31 protein-coding genes are annotated in these 25560 nt (G+C 71.2%); 24 read left to right on the top strand and 7 right to left on the bottom strand.

The window, feature by feature from the left end:
* Positions 1 to 103 precede the first annotated feature (103 nt).
* The 4 genes from C1J00_RS45250 to C1J00_RS13760 all read right to left on the bottom strand — a co-directional run bounded on the left by C1J00_RS45250 (position 104) and on the right by C1J00_RS13760 (position 3406).
* Complete coding sequence (locus C1J00_RS45250) at positions 104 to 280, bottom strand: hypothetical protein (RefSeq protein WP_180989544.1); 177 nt, start codon at positions 278 to 280, stop codon at positions 104 to 106.
* 31 nt (positions 281 to 311) lie between these two features.
* Positions 312 to 1346, bottom strand: coding sequence for a S1C family serine protease (locus tag C1J00_RS13770; protein WP_102909338.1), 1035 nt, complete (start codon positions 1344 to 1346; stop codon positions 312 to 314).
* Positions 1347 to 1467: 121 nt separating this feature from the next.
* Positions 1468 to 2490, bottom strand: coding sequence for a LacI family DNA-binding transcriptional regulator (locus tag C1J00_RS13765; RefSeq protein WP_102909337.1), 1023 nt, complete (start codon positions 2488 to 2490; stop codon positions 1468 to 1470).
* 127 nt (positions 2491 to 2617) lie between these two features.
* On the bottom strand, positions 2618 to 3406 hold the full coding sequence (locus C1J00_RS13760) for a winged helix-turn-helix transcriptional regulator (protein ID WP_102909336.1): 789 nt from the start codon (positions 3404 to 3406) through the stop codon (positions 2618 to 2620).
* A 173-nt stretch (positions 3407 to 3579) separates the two neighbouring features.
* Between C1J00_RS13760 and C1J00_RS13755 the strand changes: the two genes are divergently transcribed.
* The 8 genes from C1J00_RS13755 to C1J00_RS13725 all read left to right on the top strand — a co-directional run bounded on the left by C1J00_RS13755 (position 3580) and on the right by C1J00_RS13725 (position 8585).
* Entirely contained in the window at positions 3580 to 4431 is an 852-nt protein-coding gene (locus C1J00_RS13755) for an alpha/beta hydrolase (protein ID WP_180989543.1), read from the top strand.
* A gap of 38 nt (positions 4432 to 4469) precedes the next feature.
* Positions 4470 to 4724, top strand: coding sequence for a MoaD/ThiS family protein (locus C1J00_RS13750; protein WP_102909334.1), 255 nt, complete (start codon positions 4470 to 4472; stop codon positions 4722 to 4724).
* Positions 4721 to 5782, top strand: coding sequence for a hypothetical protein (locus C1J00_RS13745; RefSeq protein WP_102909333.1), 1062 nt, complete (start codon positions 4721 to 4723; stop codon positions 5780 to 5782). The genes C1J00_RS13750 and C1J00_RS13745 overlap by 4 nt, the downstream gene beginning before the upstream one ends.
* Before the next feature lie 126 nt (positions 5783 to 5908).
* Positions 5909 to 6646, top strand: coding sequence for an LmeA family phospholipid-binding protein (locus C1J00_RS13740; RefSeq protein ID WP_102909332.1), 738 nt, complete (start codon positions 5909 to 5911; stop codon positions 6644 to 6646).
* A 202-nt stretch (positions 6647 to 6848) separates the two neighbouring features.
* Positions 6849 to 6929 (top strand): putative leader peptide, encoded by an 81-nt coding sequence (locus tag C1J00_RS48085; RefSeq protein WP_350310325.1) that lies wholly within the window; start codon positions 6849 to 6851, stop codon positions 6927 to 6929.
* 137 nt (positions 6930 to 7066) lie between these two features.
* Positions 7067 to 7912 carry a sulfurtransferase gene (locus C1J00_RS13735; RefSeq protein WP_102909331.1) on the top strand — a complete coding sequence of 282 codons (846 nt, stop codon included), beginning with the start codon at positions 7067 to 7069 and terminating at the stop codon, positions 7910 to 7912.
* Between the two features lie 39 nt (positions 7913 to 7951).
* Positions 7952 to 8239: a DUF1416 domain-containing protein gene (locus tag C1J00_RS13730; protein ID WP_003991226.1), complete on the top strand. Its 288-nt coding sequence runs from the start codon at positions 7952 to 7954 to the stop codon at positions 8237 to 8239.
* An 85-nt stretch (positions 8240 to 8324) separates the two neighbouring features.
* Positions 8325 to 8585 carry a DUF3099 domain-containing protein gene (locus C1J00_RS13725; protein WP_037759339.1) on the top strand — a complete coding sequence of 87 codons (261 nt, stop codon included), beginning with the start codon at positions 8325 to 8327 and terminating at the stop codon, positions 8583 to 8585.
* 122 nt (positions 8586 to 8707) lie between these two features.
* On the opposite strand, the gene C1J00_RS13720 is transcribed toward C1J00_RS13725, so the two are convergent.
* A complete protein-coding gene (locus tag C1J00_RS13720; RefSeq protein WP_102909330.1) occupies positions 8708 to 9070 on the bottom strand; it encodes a DsrE family protein in 363 nt (120 codons plus the stop codon).
* A gap of 216 nt (positions 9071 to 9286) precedes the next feature.
* Here C1J00_RS13720 and C1J00_RS13710 point away from each other — a divergent pair, with 216 nt between their 5' ends.
* From C1J00_RS13710 to ygfZ, 6 genes are all read left to right on the top strand, one after another.
* Positions 9287 to 9862 (top strand): heme-binding beta-barrel domain-containing protein, encoded by a 576-nt coding sequence (locus C1J00_RS13710; protein WP_102909329.1) that lies wholly within the window; start codon positions 9287 to 9289, stop codon positions 9860 to 9862.
* Between the two features lie 301 nt (positions 9863 to 10163).
* Entirely contained in the window at positions 10164 to 10829 is a 666-nt protein-coding gene (locus C1J00_RS13705; RefSeq protein WP_102909328.1) for a hypothetical protein, read from the top strand.
* Between the two features lie 15 nt (positions 10830 to 10844).
* Positions 10845 to 12455, top strand: a complete 1611-nt coding sequence (locus C1J00_RS13700) for an N-6 DNA methylase (RefSeq protein WP_102909327.1) — start codon at positions 10845 to 10847, stop codon at positions 12453 to 12455.
* Entirely contained in the window at positions 12452 to 13099 is a 648-nt protein-coding gene (locus C1J00_RS13695; protein WP_180989542.1) for a restriction endonuclease subunit S, read from the top strand. Before C1J00_RS13700 ends, C1J00_RS13695 begins: the two co-directional genes overlap by 4 nt.
* 29 nt (positions 13100 to 13128) lie before the next feature.
* Entirely contained in the window at positions 13129 to 13566 is a 438-nt protein-coding gene (locus tag C1J00_RS13690) for a Fur family transcriptional regulator (RefSeq protein WP_102909325.1), read from the top strand.
* Positions 13567 to 13576: 10 nt separating this feature from the next.
* Entirely contained in the window at positions 13577 to 14542 is a 966-nt protein-coding gene (gene ygfZ / locus C1J00_RS13685; protein ID WP_102909324.1) for a CAF17-like 4Fe-4S cluster assembly/insertion protein YgfZ, read from the top strand.
* Between the two features lie 19 nt (positions 14543 to 14561).
* On the opposite strand, the gene dtd is transcribed toward ygfZ, so the two are convergent.
* Positions 14562 to 14987, bottom strand: a complete 426-nt coding sequence (gene dtd / locus C1J00_RS13680; RefSeq protein ID WP_102909323.1) for a D-aminoacyl-tRNA deacylase — start codon at positions 14985 to 14987, stop codon at positions 14562 to 14564.
* Positions 14988 to 15198: 211 nt separating this feature from the next.
* Between dtd and C1J00_RS13675 the strand changes: the two genes are divergently transcribed.
* The 3 genes from C1J00_RS13675 to C1J00_RS13665 all read left to right on the top strand — a co-directional run bounded on the left by C1J00_RS13675 (position 15199) and on the right by C1J00_RS13665 (position 18338).
* Positions 15199 to 15831 carry an RsiG family protein gene (locus C1J00_RS13675; protein ID WP_102909322.1) on the top strand — a complete coding sequence of 211 codons (633 nt, stop codon included), beginning with the start codon at positions 15199 to 15201 and terminating at the stop codon, positions 15829 to 15831.
* 79 nt (positions 15832 to 15910) lie between these two features.
* Positions 15911 to 17173 (top strand): GNAT family N-acetyltransferase, encoded by a 1263-nt coding sequence (locus tag C1J00_RS13670; RefSeq protein ID WP_180989541.1) that lies wholly within the window; start codon positions 15911 to 15913, stop codon positions 17171 to 17173.
* A gap of 247 nt (positions 17174 to 17420) precedes the next feature.
* On the top strand, positions 17421 to 18338 hold the full coding sequence (locus tag C1J00_RS13665; protein WP_102909321.1) for a FadR/GntR family transcriptional regulator: 918 nt from the start codon (positions 17421 to 17423) through the stop codon (positions 18336 to 18338).
* Positions 18339 to 18373: 35 nt separating this feature from the next.
* Here the strand turns inward: C1J00_RS13665 and C1J00_RS13660 are convergent, their stop codons facing one another.
* Positions 18374 to 18562 carry a hypothetical protein gene (locus C1J00_RS13660; protein WP_102909320.1) on the bottom strand — a complete coding sequence of 63 codons (189 nt, stop codon included), beginning with the start codon at positions 18560 to 18562 and terminating at the stop codon, positions 18374 to 18376.
* Between the two features lie 147 nt (positions 18563 to 18709).
* Between C1J00_RS13660 and C1J00_RS13655 the strand changes: the two genes are divergently transcribed.
* From C1J00_RS13655 to C1J00_RS13625, 7 genes are all read left to right on the top strand, one after another.
* Positions 18710 to 19600, top strand: a complete 891-nt coding sequence (locus tag C1J00_RS13655) for a winged helix-turn-helix domain-containing protein (protein ID WP_102909319.1) — start codon at positions 18710 to 18712, stop codon at positions 19598 to 19600.
* A gap of 29 nt (positions 19601 to 19629) precedes the next feature.
* The gene (locus C1J00_RS13650; protein ID WP_102909318.1) at positions 19630 to 20343 is read left to right on the top strand and encodes an HAD family hydrolase; all 714 of its coding nucleotides are present in this window, start codon (positions 19630 to 19632) and stop codon (positions 20341 to 20343) included.
* Positions 20344 to 20695: 352 nt separating this feature from the next.
* Entirely contained in the window at positions 20696 to 21760 is a 1065-nt protein-coding gene (locus C1J00_RS13645) for an aminoglycoside phosphotransferase family protein (protein WP_102909317.1), read from the top strand.
* Positions 21761 to 21829: 69 nt separating this feature from the next.
* Entirely contained in the window at positions 21830 to 22060 is a 231-nt protein-coding gene (locus tag C1J00_RS13640; protein WP_146046184.1) for a hypothetical protein, read from the top strand.
* Positions 22061 to 22085: 25 nt separating this feature from the next.
* Entirely contained in the window at positions 22086 to 22709 is a 624-nt protein-coding gene (locus C1J00_RS13635) for a TetR family transcriptional regulator (RefSeq protein ID WP_102909315.1), read from the top strand.
* Between the two features lie 40 nt (positions 22710 to 22749).
* Positions 22750 to 24768, top strand: a complete 2019-nt coding sequence (locus C1J00_RS13630; protein ID WP_102909314.1) for a HelD family protein — start codon at positions 22750 to 22752, stop codon at positions 24766 to 24768.
* A 24-nt stretch (positions 24769 to 24792) separates the two neighbouring features.
* The gene (locus C1J00_RS13625; protein ID WP_102909313.1) at positions 24793 to 25416 is read left to right on the top strand and encodes an RraA family protein; all 624 of its coding nucleotides are present in this window, start codon (positions 24793 to 24795) and stop codon (positions 25414 to 25416) included.
* Positions 25417 to 25560: the final 144 nt, after the last annotated feature.

Genomic DNA, 25560 nt, shown 5'->3' with positions numbered 1-25560 from the left:
GGTGAAGGGGGGACGGGGGTGCTCTGACGCTCTCAGCGTCGCATGTCGGCGGGCGGTGCCGGGAGGAGCGTCAGCCCCCTGCCGTGCGGTGCCGGGAGGAGCGTCAGCCCCGTACCGCGCGGCGTCGGGCCGTCGCGGCCCGGCCGCCGCGCCGGGGTGCCTTGGCCGGCACCTCCGGCGCCCGGCTGACGGGCGCGTGCAGGGCGGACGCCACCGCCAGGGCCAGCCCGACCGCCGCCGGGTCCTCGCCCGGCTCCGTGTGCACAACCTGCTGGATCATCGCCGTACTCCTCGCTGTCAGGTGCTCGGACTCAGTCGGTCGAACCCGCCCGCAGCTTCGCCAGGTCGGCCTTGACGGTGTTGATCGGGATGGCGAAGCCCAGGCCGACGCTGCCCGCGTCGGAGGACGAGGAGGCCTGGCTCGTCGGCGAGTACATCGCGGAGTTGATCCCGATGATGTTGCCGTTCATGTCGATCAGCGCCCCGCCGGAGTTGCCCGGGTTGAGGGACGCGTCGGTCTGGAGCGCCTTGTACGTGGTCGTGTCGGACCCGGTGTCGCCGTTGAACTGACGCCCGCCGAACTCGAACGGCCACTGGTCACCCTGCCCCTGCCCCTGCCCCCACTGCTGCTGGCCCTGGCTCTGGTCCTGGCCCTCCTCGGTCGGGACGGTGACGTCACGGTCGAGGGACGAGATGATGCCGCTGGTGACGGTGCCGGACAGCCCCTCGGGTGAGCCGATCGCCACGACCTGGTCGCCGACCTGGAGCCCGGCCGAGTCGCCGAGCGTGGCCGCCTTCAGGCCGGAGGCGTTCTCCAGCTTGATCAGCGCCAGGTCCTTCTTGCTGTCGGTGCCGACGACCTTCGCGGTGTACGACTTGCCGTCGCTGGTGGTCGCCTTGATCTGCGAGGCGCCGGCGACGACGTGGTTGTTGGTGATGATCTCGCCGTCGCCCGTGATGATCACGCCGGAGCCGGTGGAGGACCCGGCATTGGAATCGGCGCTGATCTCGACGATGCTCGGGCTGACCGCCTTCGCGACCCCGGCGACCGTGCCCTTCTGGCTGGAGGGGACGACGGTGGTGCTGGTGGAGCTGGAGGCGACGGTGTCGTTGCCGGTCAGCTCCTGGATGCCGTAGGCGGTGCCGCCGCCTGTCGCCGCCGCGACGATCGCCACGGCGGCGATCAGGGCGAGGGGGCCACGGCCACGCTTCTTCCGAGGCTGGGCATGCGGAGCATGTGCCGGGGCGTACGCCGGCGGGGGCGGCCACTCGGGGTTCACCGGGGCCTGCTGCTGACCCTCGTAAGGGTTCTCGTACTCGCCACTGCGGTGGAAGCTCTCGGTCATGGAACCGAGCCTGTCGCCCGACCATGAGAGCTTCCTGAGTGCTTGCTGAGAAGCCCGACAGAACCTCGTATGCCCGATATAAAGAGACCTGCCGCCCCTGGCCGGGGTCGGCCGCCCGAGACTACGAGCAGCCGCAGGAGTGCCGGGTCACCAGCCGCGAGGGGAACACTTTCAGCCGCTCCCGCCGGGTCCCCGCGACCCGCAGCCCGTCGTCGAGGACGAGGTCGACGGCCGCCCGGGCCATCGCCGGACGGTCGGAGGCGACCGTCGTCAGGGGCGGGTCGGTGAGCGCCGCTTCCTTGATGTCGTCGAAGCCGGCCACCGCCAGCTCGCCCGGGACCTCGATGCGCAGCTCACGCGCCGCGCGCAGCAGGCCGATCGCCTGGTCGTCGGTGGAGCAGAAGATCGCCGGCGGGCGCTCGGGCCCGGAGAGGATCTTCAGGGCGGCCTGGTAGGCGTCGTAGCGGTTGTAGAGGACCTCGAAGAGGCGGCCCTCGGTGGAGATCCCGGCCTCGTCCATCGCGCGGCGCCAGCCCTCGACGTGGTCGGAGACCGGGTCGCCGACCGCCGGCGTCTCGGCTATCCCGCCCATACAGGCGACGTACTCGTAGCCGTGCTCCAGCAGGTGGCGGACGGCGAGCTCGGCGCCGCCCAGGTCGTCCGTGGCGACGGCGACGTCGTCGATGGCCTCGGGGCGTTCGTGCAACAGGACGACCCGGGCGTCCCAGGCCTCGATCTCGGCGGCGGCCAGGTCGTTGAGCGCGTGGCTGACGAGGATCAGGCCGGAGACCCGCATGCCCAGGAAGGCGCGCAGGTAGTGGACCTCGCGCTCGGCCACGTAGTCCGTGTTGCCGACGAGGACCATCTTCCCGCGCTCGGAGGCGGCCTGCTCGACCGCGTGCGCCATCTCCCCGAAGAAGGGCTGGCGGGCGTCCGGGATGATCAGGCCCAGGAGGTCCGTGCGCCGGGACGCCATCGCCTGGGCCACCCGGTCGGGCCGGTACCCCAGTTCCTTGATCGCGGCGAGGACACGCTCGCGCGTGGCCGGGGCGACCGGCCGGGGTCCGTTGTTGATGACATAGCTGACCACGGCAGTGGAAGTCCCTGCCAGCCGCGCCACATCATCCCGAGTCACCTTGGCCACGCGCGGAGTCTACGCGGATATACCGGCTCCGGGCAGGGCGTAAAGGAGGTTCTGTACGATATCCCGACCGCCGTCCGGGGTGCCCTGCCCGGGAAGCGATGCCCAGGTCGGCGCCGCAGTACGCCTCTCACGCCTTGGCGCGGGCCTCAGCGGCGTCCAGGGCGGGTGACTCGTCCGCCTTGTCCGTCTTTGCCTTGGCCGCCTTGGCCTTCGCCTCCTCGGCGGCGCGCTCCATCTTCTCCGGCTTCTCCGGCGTAACAAATCGATAACCGACGTTCCGGACGGTGCCGATCAGCGACTCGTGCTCGGGGCCGAGCTTGGCGCGCAGCCGCCGTACGTGCACGTCGACCGTGCGCGTACCGCCGAAGTAGTCGTAGCCCCACACCTCCTGGAGGAGCTGGGCGCGGGTGAAGACGCGGCCGGGGTGCTGCGCGAGGTACTTCAGGAGCTCGAACTCCTTGAAGGTGAGGTCGAGGACGCGGCCCTTGAGCTTGGCGGAGTACGTCGCCTCGTCGACCGACAGGTCGCCGTTGCGGATCTCCATCGGGGAGTCGTCGCTGACGATCTGCTGGCGGCCCATGGCCAGGCGCAGCCGCGCCTCGACCTCCGCCGGGCCGGCGGTGTCGAGCAGGACGTCGTCGATGCCCCAGTCCGCGGTCACGGCGGCGAGACCGCCCTCGGTGACGACGAGGACGAGCGGGCAGCCCGGCCCGGTGGAGCGCAGCAGCTGACAGAGGCTGCGGACCTGCGGCAGGTCACGGCGGCCGTCGACGAGGATGACATCGGCTCCGGGGGTGTCGACGAGGGCGGGGCCCTCCGCGGGGGCCACACGCACGTTGTGCAGGAGCAGGCCGAGTGCGGGGAGCACCTCCGTCGACGGCTGGAGGGCGTTGGTCAGGAGCAGCAGAGAACTCATACGTCTGGTTCCTCCTCGGTCCCTGCGAGGACGCTGGTTGGCACAGCACGGGCTCTGCGATCCCGAAGGCCCCGTACACCTGCGGTTTCCCGCGTCGTATACAACGCTTCCGAAAGCACAAAAGGACCCGGGGGCTACGTTGCCCGAGTCCTCTGCCCAGCAGAATAGCCCACATGAGCTCTGGTCCGGCAGGTCATGTGGCGCGTTCCACCGATCGTCCGCATTCCGAGACGGGCGGGGGAAGGCCGGTGAGGATGTCTTCGCGGGCGTTTCTGCGCACGTCCGACGGTGTTGCGATCGACGCCGTATACGAGCCGGGAGCGGCTGTGTACGACACCTCCGGGACGCCTTCCGCTCATCCCGCGTTCGTCGTCGCCCACGGATTCACCGGCTCGGTGGACCGGCCGCACGTGCGTCGGATCGCCGCGGTCCTCGCCCGGTACGGGGGCGTGGTCACCTTCTCCTTCCGCGGGCACGGCATGTCCGGCGGGCACTCCACGGTCGGCGACCGGGAGGTGCTCGACCTGGCGGTGGCGGCGGCCTGGGCGCGCAGCCGCGGCCACGAGCGGGTGGTGACCGTGGGCTTCTCCATGGGCGGCTCGGTGGTGCTCCGGCACGCGGCGCTGCACCCGCGGCAGACCGACGCGGTGGTGGCGGTCAGCTCACCGGCCCGCTGGTACTACCGGGGCACCGCGCCGATGCGGCGGCTGCACTGGCTGGTGACCCGGCCCGAGGGGCGGATCGTGGGCCGCTACGGATTCCGTACGCGCATCCACCGCCGGGACTGGAACCCGGTGCCCCTCTCCCCGGTGGAGGCGGTGCCGAGGATCGCCCCGACCCCCCTCCTCGTCGTGCACGGCGACGCCGACGGCTACTTTCCCGTCGACCATCCGCGGATGCTGGCCGCGGCCGCCGGTGACCAGGGCGAACTGTGGCTGGAGCCGGGTATGGGGCATGCCGAGAACGCGGCGAGCGACGAGTTGCTGGCCCGGATCGGGGAGTGGGGCGCCGGCCGGGCGGGCTAGCCTGACGGTGTTCACCGTCGCATTCATTGAGGAAGCAGATGCCAAAGGTCACGGTGCGCTACTGGGCCGCCGCCAAGGCCGCGGCCGGGGTGGCCGAGGAGCCGTACGAGGCGGTCACGCTCGCCGAGGCGCTCACCGCGGTGCGCGAACGGCACCCGGGCGAACTGGAGCGCGTCCTGCGCCGGTGCTCGTTCCTCGTGGACGGCGACCCCGTGGGCACCCGCGGACATGAGACGGTACGGCTGGCCGACGGCGGCACGGTCGAGGTGCTCCCGCCGTTCGCAGGAGGATGACGATGAACGACCAGCCGAACCGGCCCCACCAGCCGTACGACGGCTACGCCCCCTACGGCCAGCAGCCGCAGGCGTGGCCCGGGCAGGGGCACCAGGGGTACGAGGACCCGCAGGCCGCCCAGCAGTACACGCAGCAGTGGCAGGGGCAGACCTGGGAGACGCAGAACCACCAGCCGGTGCCCGCGCAGGCGCCGGATCCGGAGACGGCGATCCTGACCCCGCAGTCGCCGCCGCGGAGACCGCCGGCCCCGTCCGGGGCCGACGCCGGTACCGGCTACGGCCCCGCCACCGTCGGCGGGAACACCCGCGTCACCGACGCGCAGCGGGCCCGGGCGGAGGGGCGTTCCCCGGTCATCGAGCCCGGCATGCAGCCGGCCGCGCTGACGGCGCTGCTCGGCCTGCTGCTGGCCGGTGCGGCGGCGGTCGGTACGTACGCGCTGCTCGTGCCGCTGGTGGTCCTCCAGGCCGTCACCGCGGCGGGCTGGTTCCGGCTGAACGGGATGTGGCCGGCCCGGCAGGGCATCGCGCTGGGTTTCGCGGGCGCGCTGGCCGCGGACGCGGCGCTGCTGGTCTCGGGCCGTTCCCCGGCGGCGATCCTCGGCACGATCGGGGTGTGGGTGCTGCTCGCGCTCGTCCTCCAGCTGCGGTCGCACGCCGACCCCGACGAGCGGATGTACGGCCTGATGGCGACGGTCGCGGCCTCGGCGCTGGCGATCGTGGCCGGCGGGTACCTCGCGGCCGCCGCGGACGCGGTGACGGTGGGCGCGGTGGCTGTGGCGGCGGCCGTCCTGGCCCGCGCGCTGCCGCTGCCGACCCCGGCTTCGGTGGTGGTGTCCCTCCTCGCCGCGGCGGGCGCGGGTATCGCGGCCGGGCCGGTCACCGGCCTCGGCACCTCCGGTGCCCTCCTCGGCGCGGGCGCCGCCGCCTGTGCCCTGATCGGCCACCGGGTCGCGAGCTACGACTACCCGTCCCGCTTCGTGCACTTCACTGCGGGCGTGGCCCTGCCGCTGGCCGCGGCGGCCCCGGCGGTGTACGTCCTGGGCAGGGCGCTGGCGTAGCGCTCCGGGCCGGGGGCTGTCACAGATGATCAACAATTTACCGGCCCCCCTTCCCCTCGGCGTTACCCTCACGCAAGGGACGGCCACCGGGCCGTCGAAACACCGGACCGGTGGGGGACACACCGCATGCGCGCACTGCGAATACTGCTGATCTTCGTCGTGATTCTGGGCGGGCTCTTCGTGATCGCCGACCGCGTCGCGGTCAACTTCGCCGAGGACGAGGCCGCCGACCGGCTGAAGACGGCGGAGAACCTGTCGGCGACCCCCGACGTGTCGATCAAGGGCTTCCCGTTCCTCACCCAGGTCGCGGGCGGCTCCCTGGACGACATCGAGGTCGGTATCAAGGACTACGAGGCCGCCGCGGGCAACGGCGGCCAGAAGATCCGTATCGACGACCTCCAGGCCGACATGAAGGGCGTCGAGTTCTCCGGCGACTACAGCTCCGCCGTCGCCTCCAGCGCCACCGGCACCGCGACCATCGCCTACGACGAGCTGCTGAAGACGGCGAAGTCCGAGCCCACCCAGGTCGCCCCGGGCGTCACCGCCAACGTCGTCGGCCTCTCCGACGGCGGCAACGGCAAGATCAAGGTCACCGTCGAGGCCACGGTCCTCGGCACCAAGCTCCCGGAGCCGGTCTCCGTGCTCAGCTCGGTGAAGGTGGACAACGGCACCGTCAGCGTGCACGCCGACGGCCTGCCCGAGTTCGGCGGTGTCGACATCGCCGAGGACCGCGTCCGGGCGATCACCGACTTCCAGCAGAAGATCGACGGCCTGCCCGGCGGCATCGAGCTGGACACGGTCCAGGCCGCCCCGAACGGCGTCGAGATCACGGTGAAGGGTTCCGGCGTCCGGCTGGCCGGGTAGACAGAGCGCAGGGCGGCGGACCAGGGGTGTCCGGTGGGCGAGACGGCGGCGTCCGCAGCTCAGATGTGACGGCCGATACATGGGGTCACGATCCGTGCCCCGCAGCCTCGCATCCCCCTCTGGTCCCACATCGTGGATTATCGCGTCTCAGCATGCGACACACCGGTGACATGCCCGCCTGACCGTCCCTACGATCGACGCTATGAAGCGACAGGCGGACCTCACGAAGCGGCGGGCAGTAGACCTGTGCCGCGTCGCCGCCATGCTCTGTCGCACCTTCTGAGCGATCGCGTCGGCAGTCGCGCCGGCGCGCGCATCCCCGCAGCCCCGCATCAAGGGCACCCGTGCGCCGCCCTGCCTCAAGGGCGCGCCCCGCAGACCTCGCACGCCCCGCCGTAACTGCCCCGGAGGAGAAGAAGTATGAGCCGCAGCGACGTCCTGGTCGACGCCGATTGGCTCCAGGAGCACCTGGACGACCCGACCATCGCCATCGTCGAGGTGGACGAGGACACGTCCGCCTACGAGAAGAACCACATCCGCAACGCCATCCGGATCGACTGGACCCAGGACCTCCAGGACCCGGTCCGCCGTGACTTCGTCGACCAGGAGGGCTTCGAGAAGCTCCTGTCCGACAAGGGCATCGGCAACGACCACACCGTGGTCCTCTACGGCGGCAACAACAACTGGTTCGCCTCGTACGCCTACTGGTACTTCAAGCTGTACGGCCACGAGAGCGTCAAGCTCCTCGACGGCGGCCGCAAGAAGTGGGAGCTCGACGCCCGCGAGCTGGTCCCCGGCGACGAGGTGCCCGAGCGTCCGAAGACGGACTACAAGGCCAAGGCGCAGGACACGTCCATCCGTGCCTTCCGCGACGACGTCGTGGCTGCCATCGGTGCGCAGAACCTCGTCGACGTGCGTTCGCCCGACGAGTTCTCCGGCAAGCTGCTCGCCCCGGCCCACCTGCCGCAGGAACAGTCGCAGCGCCCCGGCCACGTGCCGAGCGCCCGCAACATCCCGTGGTCCAAGAACGCCAACGACGACGGCACCTTCAAGTCGGACGACGAGCTCAAGGAGCTCTACGCCGAGGAGAGCGTCGACCTGGCCAAGGACACCATCGCCTACTGCCGCATCGGTGAGCGCTCCGCCCTGACCTGGTTCGTGCTGCACGAGCTCCTCGATGTGCAGAACGTCAAGAACTACGACGGCTCCTGGACCGAGTACGGCTCCCTCGTGGGCGTGCCGATCGAGCTCGGCGCCAACAAGTAACCCTCCCCGACCGACCTTTCCAGACTTCAGGAGTACGACATGTGCGGTGCGAAGGCCGGCGGCCCCGACGCCTCGACGATCAAGCCCGGTGAGACCACCATCCAGGGTCAGGTGACCAAGGACGGCGAGCCCGTGGTGGGCTACGTCCGTCTGCTGGACTCGACCGGCGAGTTCACGGCCGAGGTGCCGACCTCGGCGACCGGACAGTTCCGCTTCTACGCGGCCGAGGGCACCTGGACCGTCCGTGCCCTCGTGCCCGGCGCCACCGCCGACCGCACGGTCGTCGCCCAGCAGGGCGGCCTGGCGGAGGTCGCGATCGCCGTCTGACGGCGATCAGCTCCTCGAAGGGCCGCACCCCCGGGTTGGACGCCTGGGGTGCGGCCCTTCGGCCTGTCCGTCCTACGCTGGACACATGTACGCACGGCGGCGTCACACGTATTTCGCGATGATGGGCCTCTGCATCGGCCTCTTCGTCCTGGCCTGGGGTGTCGTGCGCCTCTGGTCCGTTCCCGTGGCCGTCGGGATGTGCGTGGTCGCCATGGTCATCCCGCCTGTCGCGGCCATGGTCGCCAACCGGCGCGGCCCGGAGGACCGGTGGTGGGACGACCCGTCCGGGGATCCCCAGTCCGACGAGTGGTGGGACGAACTGGACGGCAAGAAGCGACCACGGTGAGCGGCGTCGCCCCGACCGCCCGGGGGCCGTCGCCGAGGTCGTCCTGCGGCCGGCCGCAGGACGACGTCCGGGTGCTCATGGACGGAGGCGGGCCACCCGTCCCGCCTCCGCACGCGAACGCCTCAGTAGACGAGTGCCTGCGTCTCGTCCGCCATCGCCTCCTGGACGAAGACCTGCGCGCCCGCGATGCGGACACCCTTGATGACGTCCTGCTCCGTGATCTCGCGGCGGGCGGCGCACTGCGTGCACAGGGTGACGCGGCCGGCCGTGAGGAGGGATTCGAGCAGGTCGGGCAGGGGAGCCGCGTGCGGCAGCTCGAACTCGGCGGCACGGCCCGGCAGGGCGAACCAGGCGGACTCGCCGGTCAGCCACAGGGAGACCTCGACGCCGCTCGCCACGGCCACCGCCGCCACCGTGAACGCCTGAGAACACCGCTCGGGGGCATCGGCCCCCGCCGTCACCTTGATCACCAGCTTCTTCGCCATAGCCGGAATCGTAGTCCGCGATCGTAGGGCCGAACGGGCCCGCGTAAGCTGGGCCCGGCCCCGTGCACACATCCGCAGCCCGCTCAAGGAGCACCCCGTGGAGATCTTCTTCGAAATCCTGTTGGTCCTGGTCGCCGTCGGCGTCCTCGCCTTCGCCGGACTGACCGTGAAGAAGCTGTACCAGGGCCAGCGCTGACCCACGTCTAGGAAGTTCCCATGATCGAGATCCCGTCCGACCTTCACAAGGACCTCGTCCCGCTCGCCTTCCTGCTCGGCGACTGGGCGGGCGCCGGCGTGCACGACTTCCCCGGCTCCGAGAAGTGCAACTTCGGGCAGGAGGTCTCCTTCACCCACGACGGCCGGGACTTCCTGGAGTACCGGTCCCACAGCTGGGTGCTGGACCAGGACGGCAACAAGGTCCGTCCCCTGGAGTCCGAGCACGGCTACTGGCGGATCGACTCCGGCCGCAAGGTCGAGGTGACGATGACCCGCGACGACGGCGTCATCGAGATCTGGTACGGCGAGCTGGCCGACAAGAAGCCGCAGATCGACCTCGTGACGGACGCGGTGGCCCGCACGGCCGCCTCCCAGCCCTACACCGGCGGCAAGCGGCTGTACGGCTACGTCAAGAGCGACCTGATGTGGGTCGGCGAGAAGCAGACCCCCGAGGTCGAGCTGCGCCCCTACATGTCCGCCCACCTGAAGAAGGTCGTCACCCCGGAGGAGGTCGAGCGCTGGGCCAAGGCCCTGCCCGACGACATGCCGGACGACGGCATCGCCTTCTTCAAGTAGTCCCCGCTCACGCGAAACAGGGCCCCGCCGATTTCAGGCTCGGGGTCCTGTTTCACGTCCAGGGGTTAACAAATATCGATGCATGGCAATGCGCTTGCGCCCGCTGTGGGTGCACCGCTACGGTGACGATGTCTTCGCGGGGCGAGCGCCGGAGGCGCACATGCGCGGAGCCCCGGTCGCAATTTGCCTGCGACCGGGGCTCCGGAGGCTGTGCCCTGGGCGGCTTGCGATGCAGAGGCGGACCCAGAACGTTCACCATGCACCGTAGCACAGCGCACCCATGAGTGCGCTGGGGGGAGCTATGACCAATCGCCTGCCCGAATGGATGCCGCGTGACCTGTCCTTGCCCCGTCTGCGGCGTTACATCCGGGCCGCCCACGGCAACGCCCGGGCAGCGGAACGGCTGTACTGGTGGAACATCGAGGTGTCGGCCGCCCTGTTCGGCTCGCTGCACTGTCTGGAACTGGCCCTGCGTAACGCTCTTCACGGTGCGCTCGCGCGACATCACGACAGGGAAGACTGGTGGGCGGCAGCGCCCTTGAACGAGCGTGGGCGCAAGCTCGTGGACGACGCCCGCCGCTCATGTGGGCGCCGCCTGCAGTGCACGACGCCGGACGACGTGGTAGCGGAGCTGTCGTTCGGCTTCTGGGTCTCGCTGCTCAGCCACGGCTCGGGTTACGACCGGCTCTTCTGGGTGCCCGTCCTGCACTCGGCGTTCCCGCACTACCGCGGACGCCGCGACCGCCTCTACCGCGACCTGACCTCCCTGGTCCTGCTGCGCAACCGAGTCATGCACCACGAGCCGGTACACCACCGCCACCTCGCTGCCGACCATGACACCATCTACCGCGTGCTCGGCTACCTCAGCCCGGAGCTGGCCAAGGAAGCCCAGACCATGGACCGCTTCCCGGCCGTGCTCGCAGGCCGGGCGGATGCCCTGCGCGGCACCAGGCAACCACGGTTCTGACGGAGGGAAGGCGCCGTGACCGACTCAGAGTTCGCCGGTGTGCTTGTCTCCCGGCCCGACATCGCGCGCCTGGCGAGGGTGAAGCGCCCCGCTGTCACCAACTGGGAGCGGCGGCACGCGGACTTTCCCCCGCCGGTCGACTCCGGTGCCGAGGTCGAGCGATTCCGTGCCGACGAAGTGCTGGCCTGGTTGTCCGGGCGGCGCGTCTCCGCGAACGCCCTGCTTCCGGGCGAGCCGGTTGGGACGACCTACGGCGACCGTTTCCGCGCGGGGCTGACCGGAGGAAAGGCCGGTGGCCTGCTCCGGACGGTCGAGCGGCTCGCCGGGCCGGAGGCCGACCGGCTGCGCGGGCCCATGCCGGTGGACCGGTATCTCGAATGGCTGCTGCACTTCGTCGTGATCCAGATCGTGGAACCGGACTCGATGACGAAAGCCGTGGACAGCTGGGGAGTGATGGTCCGCGACCACGACCCACCCGAGACCACAGTTCCGCGCCGCCTGCTGGCCGAACTCGCCGACAGGCTCGGCAGCACCGGGGGCTCCGCGCAAGAGGGACGAGCGGCTTTCGACCACGTCCTGGTGCTCTGGCGCGCCGCTCACGCGCGCGAAGGCGGCGCGTTCTTCACCCCTTCCTCCGTGAGTCGGGTCATGGCCGGGGCGCTGGCCGCCGTGCGGCCCGGGGCGGCGCGCGTGCACGATCCGTACGGCCGTGCCGGAGAACTGCTCGTCGCCTATCTGGACGCCGTCGCCGCACACGGTGGCAGCGTGCCGCCCCAGGTCGGCGGCCGAGTGCCTGGGATTCGGGAACGGCAGGTGGCGCAGATGAACCTGCGAGTGCACCACGGGCTCACGGTGCGGTTCGGTGAAGGTCCGGTCACTCCGGCGCTCGCGCCTTTCGCCGATCCCTCCGGCACCTTCGACGTGCTACTGACCAACCCGCCCTTCGGCCGGCTCCTGGAAGACGTGGAGCCACCCCCGTACTGGAACTACGGCACTGCCCGCAGGACTGAGTTCGACTGGCTGCAGTACGCCGTCTCGCTGATCGCTCCCGAGGGCCGCGCCGCCGTGCTGATGCCGGCCGGGGCCTCCTTCAACGGCGGCGCCGCCGAGCGGGTGCGGGCCGGGCTGGTCGAGGCCGGGGCCGTGGAGTGCATGATCGCGCTCCCCGCCGGGCTCTTCACGCTCACCGCCGTCAAGACTCAGATCTGGTTCCTGCGTGCTCCCGGCTCCGAGAGGGCTGCGGACCCTGAGGTGCTGTTCGTGGCCGGGGAACACCTGGGACACCGGCTCACCCGGACGCAGTGGGCCCTGACCGACGACGACATCGCCAGGTTGGTGGGGGAGTATGCGTCGTGGCACACGGCCCGGGTGGCAGGGCGCTCCTTCGCGGGTGACCCAGGACTGAGCCGGGTCGTGAAGGTGCCTGACATCGCGGCGCACGGCCACAGTCTGGACCCCTCGATGTATGTCCGGCCCACAGGCCCGGCCTCGGGCGCCCGTGCGACCGACCCTGCCGAGACCCGGGACCGGCTGGCGAGGCTGACCGAGGAGATCGCCACCCTCCACGGTCGAGCGGAAGCGGCCGACGCCGAAGCGGCACGGTGGCTCCGGAGGTATGGACTGTGATCACGCTCGACGAACTCGCCCCTGGCTGGTCGCGTCGCCCCTTGCGGGAACTGTGCTCGTCCATCCAGGCCGGGCCGGGCCAACGTGCCGAGGACAAGGGCCGTACGCAGGCGAACGGCGGGAGCCCCGTCGTACTGCCCCGCGACCTGCGTGGTCAGCGCATCGTCATCGAGGATGCCGCGGCCGTACCCACGATCGCCTGGGAGCGGGCGCGGACGCTGGTCAAGTATCAGATGGCCGAAGGGGACATCCTCCTCACCCGCACCGGCACCATGGGCCGCTGCGCGCTCGTCACCGAAGAGCACGCGGGCTGGCTGTTCCACCCCAACCTGGTACGGCTCAGGCTGCCCGAGGGGAGACGGGCCTCAGCCGCCTATCTCACGGCGTATCTGAGCGCGACCGCCGCACAGGACTGGATCAGGACCCGGGCGGCCGGCGCGGTCATCCCGTCGCTGAGCACTCGCACCCTGGGCGAGCTGCCCGTCGTCCTGCCACCGGCCGCCGAGCAGGCGGCGATCGGCGCCACGCTCGCCGCCCTGGACGACAAGATCCAGGCACATACCGAGATCGCCCGCGCGACCCGCGCATACCGCAGCGAGCTCGCCGACGCCCTGATGAACGGCGTTCTGTCGGCCGAGCCGTAACCGGGGCCGCCGGGTCCTAGACTGGGCGTGTGGTGGACACCGACTGGAAGAGCGATCTGCGGCAGCGCGGCTACCGGCTGACCCCGCAGCGGCAACTCGTGCTCGAAGCCGTGGACACCCTGGAGCACGCGACCCCCGACGACATCCTCGTGGAAGTGAGGAAGACGGCGTCGGGGGTCAACATTTCCACGGTGTACCGGACGCTTGAGCTCCTGGAGGAGCTCGGTCTTGTCAGCCACGCGCATCTGGGGCACGGGGCGCCGACGTACCACCTCGCGGACCGGCACCACCACATCCACCTGGTCTGCCGCGACTGCCAGAACGTGATCGAGGCGGACGTCTCCGTGGCCGCCGAGTTCACGGCCAAGCTGCGGAAGACCTTCGGCTTCGACACCGACCTGAAGCACTTCGCGATCTTCGGCCGGTGCGAGGACTGCACACTCAAGGCTTCAACTACCGAGTCGTAGGCTTACGCATATGAAGAGCCCCCTGCTGACCCTGCCCGGCGCCGTCCCCGCCGAGGGCGTGGACGAAGGCGTCGCCGCCCACTACGGCGATCTGTTCCGTGAGCAGCGTGCCCTCGCCGACGGCACCGGATTCGTGGACCTCTCGCACCGGGGGGTCGTCGCCGTCACCGGCGAGGACCGGCTGGCCTGGCTGCACCTGCTGCTCACCCAGCACGTCAGCGACCTGCCGGCGGGCCGGGCCACCGAGGCGCTGATCCTGTCCGCGAACGGCCACATCGAGCACGCGCTGTACCTCGTCGACGACGGCGCGACGGTCTGGGCCCATGTGGAGCCGGGCACCCAGGAGGCGCTGATCGCGTACCTGGAGTCGATGAAGTTCTTCTACAGGGTCGAGGTCGCCGACCGCACGGCGGACACCGCGGTCGTGTACCTCCCGGCCGGCTCCATCGCCGACGTCCCCGAGGGCGTGGCCGTACGGGAGACGCCGCACGGGCGGGACCTGTTCCTGCCGCGCGCCGACCTGGAGACCTACGCGGCGCAGGCCGGGCCGCCCGCCGGGATCCTCGCCCACGAGGCGCTGCGCGTGGAGCAGTACCGGCCCCGGCTCGGCTTCGAGACCGACCACCGCACCATTCCGCACGAGCTGGGCTGGATCGGCTCGGCGGTGCACCTGCAGAAGGGCTGCTACCGGGGGCAGGAGACGGTCGCCCGGGTGCAGAACCTGGGCAAGCCGCCGCGCCGGCTGGTCTTCCTCCACCTCGACGGCAGCGAGGTCCACCTGCCCGTGGCCGGGACGGAGCTCCGGCTCGCGGACGACAGCCCCGACGGCCGGAAGGTCGGCTTCATCACGACCTCCGCGCGCCATCACGAGCTCGGGCCGGTCGCCCTCGCCCTGGTGAAGCGGAACGTGGCCGTGGACGCACCGCTGATGGCCGGAGACACCGCCGCAGCGCAGGAAGTCGTCGTCGATCCGTAGGACTTGTAGATCTTTCGGGTCAGATTTCGATCTGCACGGTGAACGGGCCGTCGTTCGTCAGCGATACCCTCATCGCCGCCCCGAAACGGCCCGTGGCCACCGTCGCGCCCAGCGAGCGCAGCCGGGCGACCACCTCGTCGACGAGCGGCTCGGCCACGTCGCCGGGGGCGGCGGCGTTCCAGGTGGGGCGGCGGCCCTTGCGCGCGTCGCCGTAGAGGGTGAACTGGCTGATCACCAGCAGCGGGGCGTCGATGTCGCTGCACGACTTCTCGTCGTGCAGCATGCGGATCGACCAGAGCTTGCGGGCCAGCTGGGCCGCCTTCTCCTTGGTGTCCTCGTGGGTGACGCCGACGAGGACGCACAGCCCCTCGCCCTCGATCGCCCCCACGGTCTCGCCGTCCACGACGACGCTCGCGCCGTCCACCCTCTGCACCACTGCTCGCATACGTCCATCATGCAGGGCGGTGACATCGACGCCGCGGGCGGTCGGCGCATGGCCCGAAAGGGTGGTTTGCGCGGGCGCCAACAGCCCCTGCACGGACGTATTTTGCTGCTATACCGCCCATCTGGGGTCTATCGGGGGCACTCGTTCCCATAGCGGCCACTTGGGGTGGCACGATGCATGCACACACCGGTCGAGGGGACGGTTGAGGCACATGAGCACACCAAGCACCGGACAGCAGCAGGCGGCTGTCCGGTCGACGTACACGGGGATCGGCGCGTCGGAGTACCACCGGCCGCCCACACAGCGCACGGACAGCCCGCGGCTGCCTTCGGACGCCTGCGCGCCCGAGTTGCCCGCGCTGAGCCTGCCCGACCTGCGCAGGCTGCGCCGCGAGGCCCAGCGCGACGAGGCCGACCTCAGCTATCTGCGGCGGCTGCTCCAGGGGCGGATCGACATCCTGCGGGCCGAGGTCGCCCGGCGCGGCTCGGCGGGCGTGGCCTCCGTGGCCGTGCCCGACGCGGGTTCGGTGGTGGAGCGGCTGGCGGAGATCCTGCGGGACGGCCCGGCCCGGCACCGCTCCTCTGCCCGCCATCTGACCCTGGGCACCCCCCAGGGCGAGGAGTACCGGCGGCTGGCCGCGGAGATGCTCGCCGAGGTCGAGCTGTCCGACCTGGACGCGCGCACGGACCAGGAGCTGACCACGGCGATGGGACGGCTCGAACGCCACGAGCAGCAGGTCTCCCGGCGGCGCCGACGGCTCCAGCGCACCGCCGACGAGTGCAGCGCGGAGATCGCCCGCCGGTACCGCGAGGGGGAGGCTCAGGTCGAGGACCTGCTGGTGTGAGCCGTCCGGGGCCCGGGGGGAGGGCCGGGCGGTCGGATATTCACGCGACACCGACCGGCCCTCCGCCTAGCGTGAGTTCATGACCTCCGTGTCCCGTGCCGACGACATCGACGTACGCCCGATCACCGCGTCCGAGTTCACCGACTGGCTGCGTGCCGTGAACACCGGCTTCCTGCGGGTGCCCGCCCTCACCGAGGAGGAGATCGAGGGCCGGCGCGGCAAGTTCGTCGAGGGCCGCTACCTCGGAGCCTTCGACCACGGCAGGTGTGTGGCGACCTTCCGGTCGTTCGACCAGGAGCTCACGGCCGTGGGCGGCGCGAGTGTCCCGGCGGACGCGATCTCGGGCGTCACCGTCACCGCCACCCACCGCCGCCGCGGGCTGCTCAGCCGGATGATGGCGCGGGACCTGGCGGCCGCGAAGGAGCGTGGGGACGTCGTCGCGACGCTGATCGCCGCCGAGTACCCGATCTACGGCCGCTACGGCTTCGGGCCGGCGACCACGATGGCGGAGTGGACGATCGACGTGCCGCGCGCCGGCCTCGACGCCCGCTGGGCGGGTCCGGCGGACGGCGGGCGGATCGACCTGGTGGAGGGCGAGGACGTCCGCAAGCTCGGCCCCGAGCTGCACGAGCGGCTGCGCCGGGGCCTGCCCGGCGCCATCGACCGCGACGAGACCTGGTGGAAGGTGAACACCGGCGCCCTGCTGTTCGACCCGTCGTGGAAGACGCCGTTCTTCGCCGTGTACCGCTCGGCGTCCGGCGAGGTCGAGGGCATGGCCGCGTACGACGTGGACGACAACTGGGGCGACGCCAAGCAGCCGCTGAACACGGCGACCGTGCGGTGGCTGCTCGGCGTGACACCGGCCGCGGAACGCGCGCTGTGGGAGTACCTGTGCTCCGTCGACTGGGTCGTGAAGGTGAAGAGCGGCTGGCGGGCGCCCGACGACCTGCTCCCGCACTTCCTGCCCGATCCGCGAGCGGCCGGGATCACCTCGGTTGCGGACTGGCTGTGGGTCCGGATCCTGGACGTCGTACGGGCCCTGGAGGCGCGGACGTACGAGGGGCAGGGGACGCTGGTGCTGGAGATCGCCGGGGTGGACGGGCTGACCGGCGGGCGCTACCGGCTGGAGGCATCACCCGAGGGGGCGTCCTGCACGCCGACCACCGAGAGCGCGGAACTCGGACTGGGACTGGGCGAGTTGGGGGCCCTGTGGCTCGGGGACGAGTCGGCGGTGCGGCTGGCGGCGCTGGGGCGGGTGCGCGAAGAACGAGCGGGCGCCGCCCGGAAGGCAGACGCCCTGCTGCGTACGCCCAGGCGGCCTTGGTGCCCGGACATGTTCTGAGCCGCTCCCTCCTGCCGGTGTGCTGGGCCCGCATCCGTAGCGAGCTGTTCAGTTGTGGTTGCCGTGCGGCCGTGCCGGCCGGGCGGGACTCCCGGCTCCCCTCCGGAAGGGAGTCCCTGAGCGGGTGGCCAACCCCCTGAAGGTGTGGCCATGTTCCCCAAGTTGGTTGCCAACTTCACTGTTCTTATCTCCGCTTGGAAGCGGCTCATAACCACCTTTCCGTGAACTGCCGGAAGATGGCGGGAAGTTGTACTGTTCAGTTGTGGACCCGGAACACGACTCCGTCACTGGGCGGAACAGGTCGCAGCGGCCACAGAGAACACATCACGAGGTGGCCGACGAGCTGCGCGCCCGGATCAGGTCCGGGTCGCTGCGGCCGGGCGAGCGCCTGCCCACCCAGGCCCGGCTGGCCCAGGAGTTCGGTGTCGAGCGCGGTGCGGTGCGGCAGGCGCTGCGCGTCCTGCAGTCCGAGAGGCTGCTCACCAACGTGTCCAAGGGCAGTCCGGCGACCGTCGCCCCCGACCCCGCCGGCGCGCTGACCGGCCCGCAGGCCCCGCCGCTGCCCACCACGGTGACTCTCGCGCCCCGGATCGCGACGGCGTTCGCGGCGGACCACGTCGAGATCGACGCCGTGTGCCTGACGTCCATCTCCCTCACGCTCGCCATCGGGGAGCCGCTGCGGCAGATCCACGCCGGGCGGCTGAAACCGGCCAAGGTCGACGTGCGGGTGCTGCTGCCGAGCCGGGACATCGAGCTGGCCTTCCCGGTGCCGGTCGAGGGGAGCGGAGACGACTGGGTGCACGAGCGGTGGCTGGCGATGCGCAACGCCCAGGGGCAGGTCCTCCAGCACAATCTGCTGGCCCTGCGCGCCACGCACGGCATCGATGTGCACGTCACGTTCCGGGCGTTGCCCTTCACCCCGCCGGTGAAGCTGTACCTGCTCAACGGCACGGAGGCGCTGTTCGCGTACTACACGCTGACGCGCCGGGAGGCCGAGGCCGATCACGAGCAGCCGGCGCTGTACGACGCCCAGGGCACCCAGTCCATGCTGTTCGCCTTCCGGCAGGGTGCCGGGCTGCGCGACACGACGTTCGTGGAGCAGTCGCACCTGTGGTTCAACGCGCTGTGGGAGACGATCAGTTCGGAGCTGGTGCTCACGAGCTGACGTCTCCCACGGGTCGTTCCGGGTGGCGCGGTGCGTCATCGGGCGGGCCCCGTCATCAGCAGCGCGAGCACGACCGCTCCCGCGGAGCTGACGGCCGGGCTCTTGGCCTTGACGCCTACGGTGAGAAGGATCAGACCGACGATGCCGGCCGGACCGTACCTCCACTGGACGAGCTGTTCGAAGGCGACGACGAAGGCGGCGGAGAGGAGAGCGAGGGCGGGCATCGGTGTTCCCCCTTCGGAAGTCCGGAAGCAAAACTTCCGCCAACTCCGAGAAGTTGGCAACCAACTCTGACTAAGTTGTCCCCACTTGGCCCCTAGTTATAAACAACTTTCAAACAACTCCCGCCAGATGGATCAGAGTTGTAGCGTTTGGTCGTGACCCAGGAGAGCGTGGCGGAGAGCGTGGCAGTGAACGGCAGCAGAAGGTCATCGCCCCAGGAGATCGCCGACATCCTGCGGGAACGCATCCGTGCCGGTGAGCTGAAGCCCGGGGACCGTCTGCCCACCCAGGCCGAACTCGCCGAGGAATTCGGCGTCGAGCGCGGCACCGTCCGCCAGGCCCTGCGCGTCCTCCAGGAGGACGGCTTCCTCACCGACGTCAGCAAGGGCAGCCCGCCGCGGATCGCCGCCCCGGCCCCGGCCCGGGCTGAGCCCCAGCCGACGATGGTGGGCCTGGCCCCGCGCCTGACGGAGGCGTTCTCGGCCCCGCGCGTCCGCGTCGACGTCGTCTGCCACACCGCGGAGACGCTGATGGTCGCCATCGCCGAGCCGCTGCGCCTGATCCACGAGGGTCGCATCCACCCCGAGGCCATCGACGTCCGCATCCTGGTCCCCTCCCGGGACATCGAACTGGCCTTCCCCGTCCCGGTCGAGGCCCACGGGAAGGACAACCCGGTCCACACCCGGTGGCTCGCCATGCGCAACGCCCAGGGCCAGGTCCTCCAGCACAACCTGCTGGCCCTGCGCTCCACCCACGGCATCGACGTACGCGTCCGCTTCCGCGCGCTGCCGTTCACCCCGCCGGTGAAGCTGTACCTCCTCAACGAGCAGGAGGCCCTGCTCGGCTATTACATGCTGACCAGGCGCGAGGAGGAGTGGGGCAGCCAGACCCTCGACATGTACGACGTCCTCGGCTCCCGCTCCCTCCTCTTCGCCTTCGCCAGGCGAGCGGGCCTGCGGGACGGTGCGTTCGTGGAGGAATCGCAGAAGTGGTTCAACGCCCTCTGGGAAACCATCACGACCGACCTGACACTCTCCTAGTGACTTCTGATGCGACGCAGACTGGTGCGGTGCCCTTCGAGACCGAGAATGATCCGAATCGACTCACTCATCTGATCAGCCGTGCCCGTGTCGTGCTGTGGGACTTCGACGGCCCCATCTGCCGCCTGTTCGCCGGACACTCCGCGGAGCGGGTGGCCGGCGACCTGGTGTCCTGGCTGGAGGGCCGTGGCATGCATGGCCTGCTCAGCGACACCGAGCGCGAGTCCCTGGACCCGCAGGTGGTGCTGCGCGCAGTGGACCGCCGGCACCCCGGCAGCGACCTCGTCGCCGCGCTGGAGGAACGTCTCACCCAGGAGGAGCTGCGGGCCGCGTCGTCGGCGTGGCCGACCGCGTACGCGGACCCGCTGATCCGCACCTGGACGGCGGTGGGCACCCGCCTGGCGATCACGACGAACAACTCACCGCGCGTGGTCCGCGAATACCTCGCGAGCCGCGGCCTCGTCGACTGCTTCGCGCCCCACCTCTACGGACGGACCCAGGAGCTGCACCACCTGAAGCCGGACCCGCACTGCCTGAACCGCGCGTTGAGCGCGATGGGGGCCGCGCCGGCGGATGCGCTGATGATCGGCGACGCACCCTCCGACCTTCAGGCGGCGGAGCGGGCCGGGGTGCCGTTCCTGGGCTACGCGCGCAACGACAGGAAGGCGAAGTTCCTGCTGGAGGCCGGCGCGGAGTGGGTCGTGGGATCCATGGAGACGCTGCTGAAGCTGCTGCGCGAGTGACGAGGAGCGCGACCGCCGGCGCTCGGCCGGCAGCAGACCGAGGAGGACGGCGGCGATCGTCAGGCTTGGCCCGGCCGCATGGTCACGCTCGGCCGCTCATCAGTGAGGCGTTCGAGCGCTGGTGGTTCCAACGGCGCAGGTCCGACAGCATGATGACCTTCAGCCGTCGTCGGGGTGTGAGTCGACTACCCCTGGGAGGGAACCCGCTCTCCGGAAGGCCGGGTTTTCCTCCGGTAACCGAGTTCGGTGCAGTAACGTGCGTTCCCCCTTACACCATCGGTACCACCGGAACAGGCTGAACCATCGAATGACATCCCCCTCGGTCTTCGGTGCTCGAGAGCGAGCAGAGGAGATGAGCGGCGACCCGAGCCTGGTCATGGGGCCGCTCAAGGGGTATCACCACGAGACATACGTCTTCGCGTTGCCGGGCCGGGCACGAACTGTCAAGGTCCGTGAGCCGCGGGCCGAGATCCTGTGGTTCGACCGACGGTGCTTCAGGTCGGAGGAGGAGCTGCTCAAGGCTCTTCAAGCGCACATGAGCCGTGTCCCGGACATCATCGACGTGGGGGGCATGGCGCTGCAGGGCTTCATCGAAGGGCGGACGCTCGGAGAGCAGCGCCGGCCTGGACGGCGCGTTCCCGACGCCACCCTCGGCCAGATCGTCGACCTCTTCAGCGAGATGGTGCGGGTCACGCCGGACATGCTCAGTGTGCAGCGGCGCTGCGAGGACCGGGACCGTGCCGAGGACGGCGACAGCGACGGATTCCTGGAACGCCTGATCGTCTTCGTCGAGGAGCAGGTCTACGAGAGGAATCACAGCGGGTTCGCCCGGCTCTTCCATGCCCTCGGCGTCTCGGAGGAATCGTTCACCCTGCTCAGGAAGCGCGTACTGGGGCTGCAGGAGCGTCCCTTCTGCCTCCTGCACGCCGACCTGCACCGGGAGAACTTCGTCCTCGACCCCCGGCAGCGGCTCTGGGCCATCGACTGGGAGCTGGCGATGCTGGGGGACCCGCTCTACGACCTGGCAACCCATCTGTACCTGATGCGCTATCCGGCCGATCAGGAACGCCGCATGGTGCGCGAGTGGTGCCACGTCGTCGAGGGGGTCCGGCCGGGCGGATCGTCCGGCTGGGAGCGGGACCTGCCGATGATCCTCGACTTCAAGAAGGCGCAGTCGGTCTTCACCGACGTCATCCGGGTGTCGCTGTCCCTGCGCGAGGAGTGGGGCTTCAACTGGCTGGCCCTGCCCGTCGCCGCGGGCCGGCTGCAGAGAATCCTGGCCGCCGCCGCACAGCCGCTCGGCCTGGAACAGGTGCCGAGCCGGTCCCACATCATGGCCGCACTCGTCCGCTGGCACGGGGAACGCGAAGCCTCGCGCGAGGAACGGCCCATGCCCACCGCGTCGGACGTGTACTGACACCGGGCTGCCGCTCCCGGGGCCCTGGGCCGGGTGAGTGGTGTGCCCCTCGCGACCCACCTCGTGCGCATGCGGTACCCCCGTGACTGGCGCAGGGACTGGCTGGTGTACCGCCGGCTGGAGATCGTGCGGTCCGCGTATCTCGATCTCGACCGCCTCGTGACCGGTGCGAGCCCGAGCGTTCCGGAAGCCCGGCGGGCCGCGGATGCCTACCCCATGACTCTCGCGGCCGCGATGGCCCTTCTCGGGCTGTCGGCGCCCCCCAGGGCGAGCCCCTACCTCGCCCGCGCCCTGGCCTGACTCCCCCGCTGCGTAGGCTCCCCTCATGAGCGACCCCGGCCTGCGTGAGCGCAAGAAGCAGCGGATGTACGAGACCGTGTCGGACATCGCCGTGCGGCTCTTCCTGGAGAAGGGGTTCGACGCGGTGTCCGTCGCGGAGGTGGCGGCGGCGGCCGAGATCTCGAAGCCGACGCTGTTCCGGTACTTCCCGGCCAAGGAGGATCTGGTGCTGCACCGGATCGCCGATCATGAGGGGGAGGCCGCCCGGGTGGTGGCGGCGGCCGAGGGGGCGGCCGTGGAGGCGTTGCGGCGGCACTTCCTGGAGGGGCTGGAGCGGGGGGACCCCGTGACCGGGCTCAGCGACCATCCCGGTGTGCTCGCCTTCCACTCCCTGCTCTACGGGACGCCCTCCCTGGTCGCCCGCGCGTACGCGCATCAGGAGCGGTCGGAGGCCGCGCTCGCCGAGGTGCTCGGGGGTGATCTGGACGCGCGGCTCGCGGCCGGGCAGATCATGGCCGTGCTGCGGGTGCTCGCGCTGGAGAACTGGCGGCGGATCGCGGCGGGGGAGCGGGTGGCGGACGTGCGGCCGGACGCGGTGGCGGCGGCGGAGCGGGCGTTCGGCCGGCTCGCGGCCGGGCTGCCGCCGCACCTCTCTGGTGAGACTCGGTAATTTATTTAACCCGGTCACGTTTTCGCGTACGCTCGGTGGAATGACCTCCACCGAGCCTGCCCTCCAGTCCGTCCTCGACCGGGAACGCGCCCACCACGAGCGCTGCCGGACCGCCCTCGCCGCGATGGTCGAGGGCGCCGGTGAACAGGTCGTCATCGGGGAGGACGTGTCCGCGTCCGGGGCCGACGCCGAAGTCCTCGGGTACCAGCTGCGCAGTCGGGCGAAGGCGCTGCGGGAACTGCCCGAGGGGCCGCTGTTCTTCGGGTCCCTGCGGGGCGGCGAGGGGCGGTTGCACATCGGGCGGCTGCGGATCTCCGAGCACCCGGCCGAACCGCCCCTCGTCGTCGACTGGCGTGCCCCCGTCTCGAGGGCCTTCTACCAGGCGTCGGCCCGGGACCCGCAGGGCGTCGCCGTACGGCGCCGGTTCGGATGGGCGCCCGGGAGCCGGGGCGACTCCCGGGATCTCACCGGCCTGGAGGACGAACACCTGGAGCAGGGGGAGACGCGCGACAGCGAGATCGTCGCCCGGGAGATCGAACGGCCCCGGGTCGGGCCCATGCGGGACATCGCCGCGACGATCCAGCCCGAGCAGGACGACCTCGTCCGCGGCGACCTGGCGCTGTCGGTGTGCGTGCAGGGCGCGCCGGGCACCGGCAAGACCGCCGTCGGGCTGCACCGGGCCGCGTATCTGCTCTACACGTACCCGCAGCGCATCCGGCGCGGCGGTCTGCTGATCCTCGGGCCCAACCGCACCTTCCTGTCGTACATCGCCGAGGTGCTGCCCGCCCTCGGCGAGACCGGGGTGCGGCAGTCGACGCTGGGGGAGGAGATCGCGCGCTGCCCGGTCCGGGGCGTGGACGGCGAGCGGGCCGCCGCCGTGAAGCACGACGCCCGGATGGCCGGGGTGCTGCGGCGGGCGCTGTACGCGAGGGTGCGCGCCGAGGGGAACGGCGCGGAGATCGCCCTGCCGGACGGGGCCTACCGGTGGCGGGTGCCGGCGGGGCGGCTGGCGCGGATCGTGACCGAGGTACGGGAGGAGGAACCGCCGTACGAGGTCGGGCGGGAGCGGGTCCGGGCGCGGATCGTGCGCTGTCTGCGCGAGCAGGTCGAGCGGCGGGCCGGTCCGCCCCCGGGCGCCTGGGCGCGGCGGATCGAGCGGGCGCGGCCGGTGTCGGCGTACGTCGACGCCGTGTGGCCGCGGGTGCGGCCCGAGGAGGTCGTGGCCGGACTGCTCGGCGACGAGAAGGCGTTGGCGGAGGCCGCCGAGGGGCTGCTCGACGCCGGTGAGCAGCGGGCCCTGCTGTGGGAACGGCCGCCCCGGTCGTGGAAGTCGGCGCGCTGGTCGGCCGCCGACCTGGTGCTGCTCGACGAGGTCGCCGGGCTGATCGCGCATCCGGAGGGCTACGGGCATGTCGTCGTGGACGAGGCACAGGACCTGTCCCCGATGGAGTGCCGGGCCATCGCCCGCCGGGCCCGCTTCGGTTCGCTGACTGTGCTGGGCGATCTGGCGCAGGGGACCACGCCTTGGGCGGCGCGGGAGTGGCCAACGGTCCTCGCGCACCTGGGGAAACCGGACGCGGCCGTGGTCGAACTGACCACCGGGTTCCGGGTGCCGCGGGCCGTCGTCGGGCTCGCCAACCGGCTGCTGCGGCGCCTCGACGTGGACGTGCCGGCGGCCCGTTCGCTGCGCGGGGACGGGGAGTTGCGCATGCGGGAGACGACCGTGGACGGCGTGCCCGGGGCGGTCGTGGCGGCCGTACGGGACGTGCTGGGGCGGGAGGGCTCGGTCGGGGTCGTCGCGGCGGACGCGGACGTTCCCCGGGTGCGGGCGGCACTGGAAGCCGCCGGCATCGGGGCGGCGGGCCCGGACGAACTCGGCGCGCGGGTCGCCCTGGTGCCGGCGAGCGTGGTCAAGGGCCTGGAGTACGACCACGTCGTGGCCGTCGAGCCGGCGGCGATCGCCGAGGCGGAGGAACGGGGGCTGCACCGGCTGTACGTGGTGCTGACGCGGGCGGTGTCGCGGCTGGAGGTGGTGCGGGGGAGGCCACTGCCCTTCTAGGGAACGGTGGTTAGGCTCCGTGTCATGACTGACGCCGACGCGTTCACGGACATCCCCACGACCACCCTGGCCCCTCTGCTGGGCCGCGAACAGGTCATGGACATCGGAATCCGCCCACTGTGGGGTCCTGTTCCCCGGGCGGCCGGACCCGCCTTCACCGTACGGTGTCCTCCCGGCGACAACCTGATGCTGCACGCCGCGATCCACCGGGCAGACCCCGGCTCGGTCGTCGTCGTGGAGTCGGGCGACCTGGACTACGCCCTGGCCGGCGGCAACGTCTGCGGCGTCGCCCGGCGCCGCGGCATCACCGCGTTCGTCGCCGACGGGGTGATCCGTGACCTCGCCGAGGTCCGGGAGATGCGCTTCCCGGTGTTCGCACGCGGCGTCATCCCCATCCCGGGCACCAAGTCGGCCGCACGGCCGCTGAACGAGCGGGTGCGCTGCGGCGGGGTCACGGTCGACGCGGGCGACACGGTCGTCGCCGACGAGGAAGGCGTCGTGGTGGTCCCCGGGGCCCGCCGCGAGGAGATCCTGGCCGCGGCCCGGACCAAGCGGGCCGAGGAGGCCGCGGAGTCCCTGGACACGTGGGAGTCGGAGCACCGCGCCCGCATCGGCAAGATCCTGGCGGACCAGGGCTTCGACGACTGACGGACCGGCTACAGCCGATCAGACACCGGGGCCGCTCACGCCTCTTCCGCGAAGGGCCCTCCCCGCGTGAAGGCCAGGTCGTGGAAGCGGTCGCCGATGTGGTGGTGGGTGGCCGCGTCCGGGTGGACATGGTCGGGCAGGGGG

This window comes from Streptomyces cahuitamycinicus (assembly GCF_002891435.1).
Classification (GTDB): Bacteria; Actinomycetota; Actinomycetes; order Streptomycetales; family Streptomycetaceae; genus Streptomyces; species Streptomyces cahuitamycinicus.
This window is presented reverse-complemented; position numbering and strand designations above follow the sequence as displayed.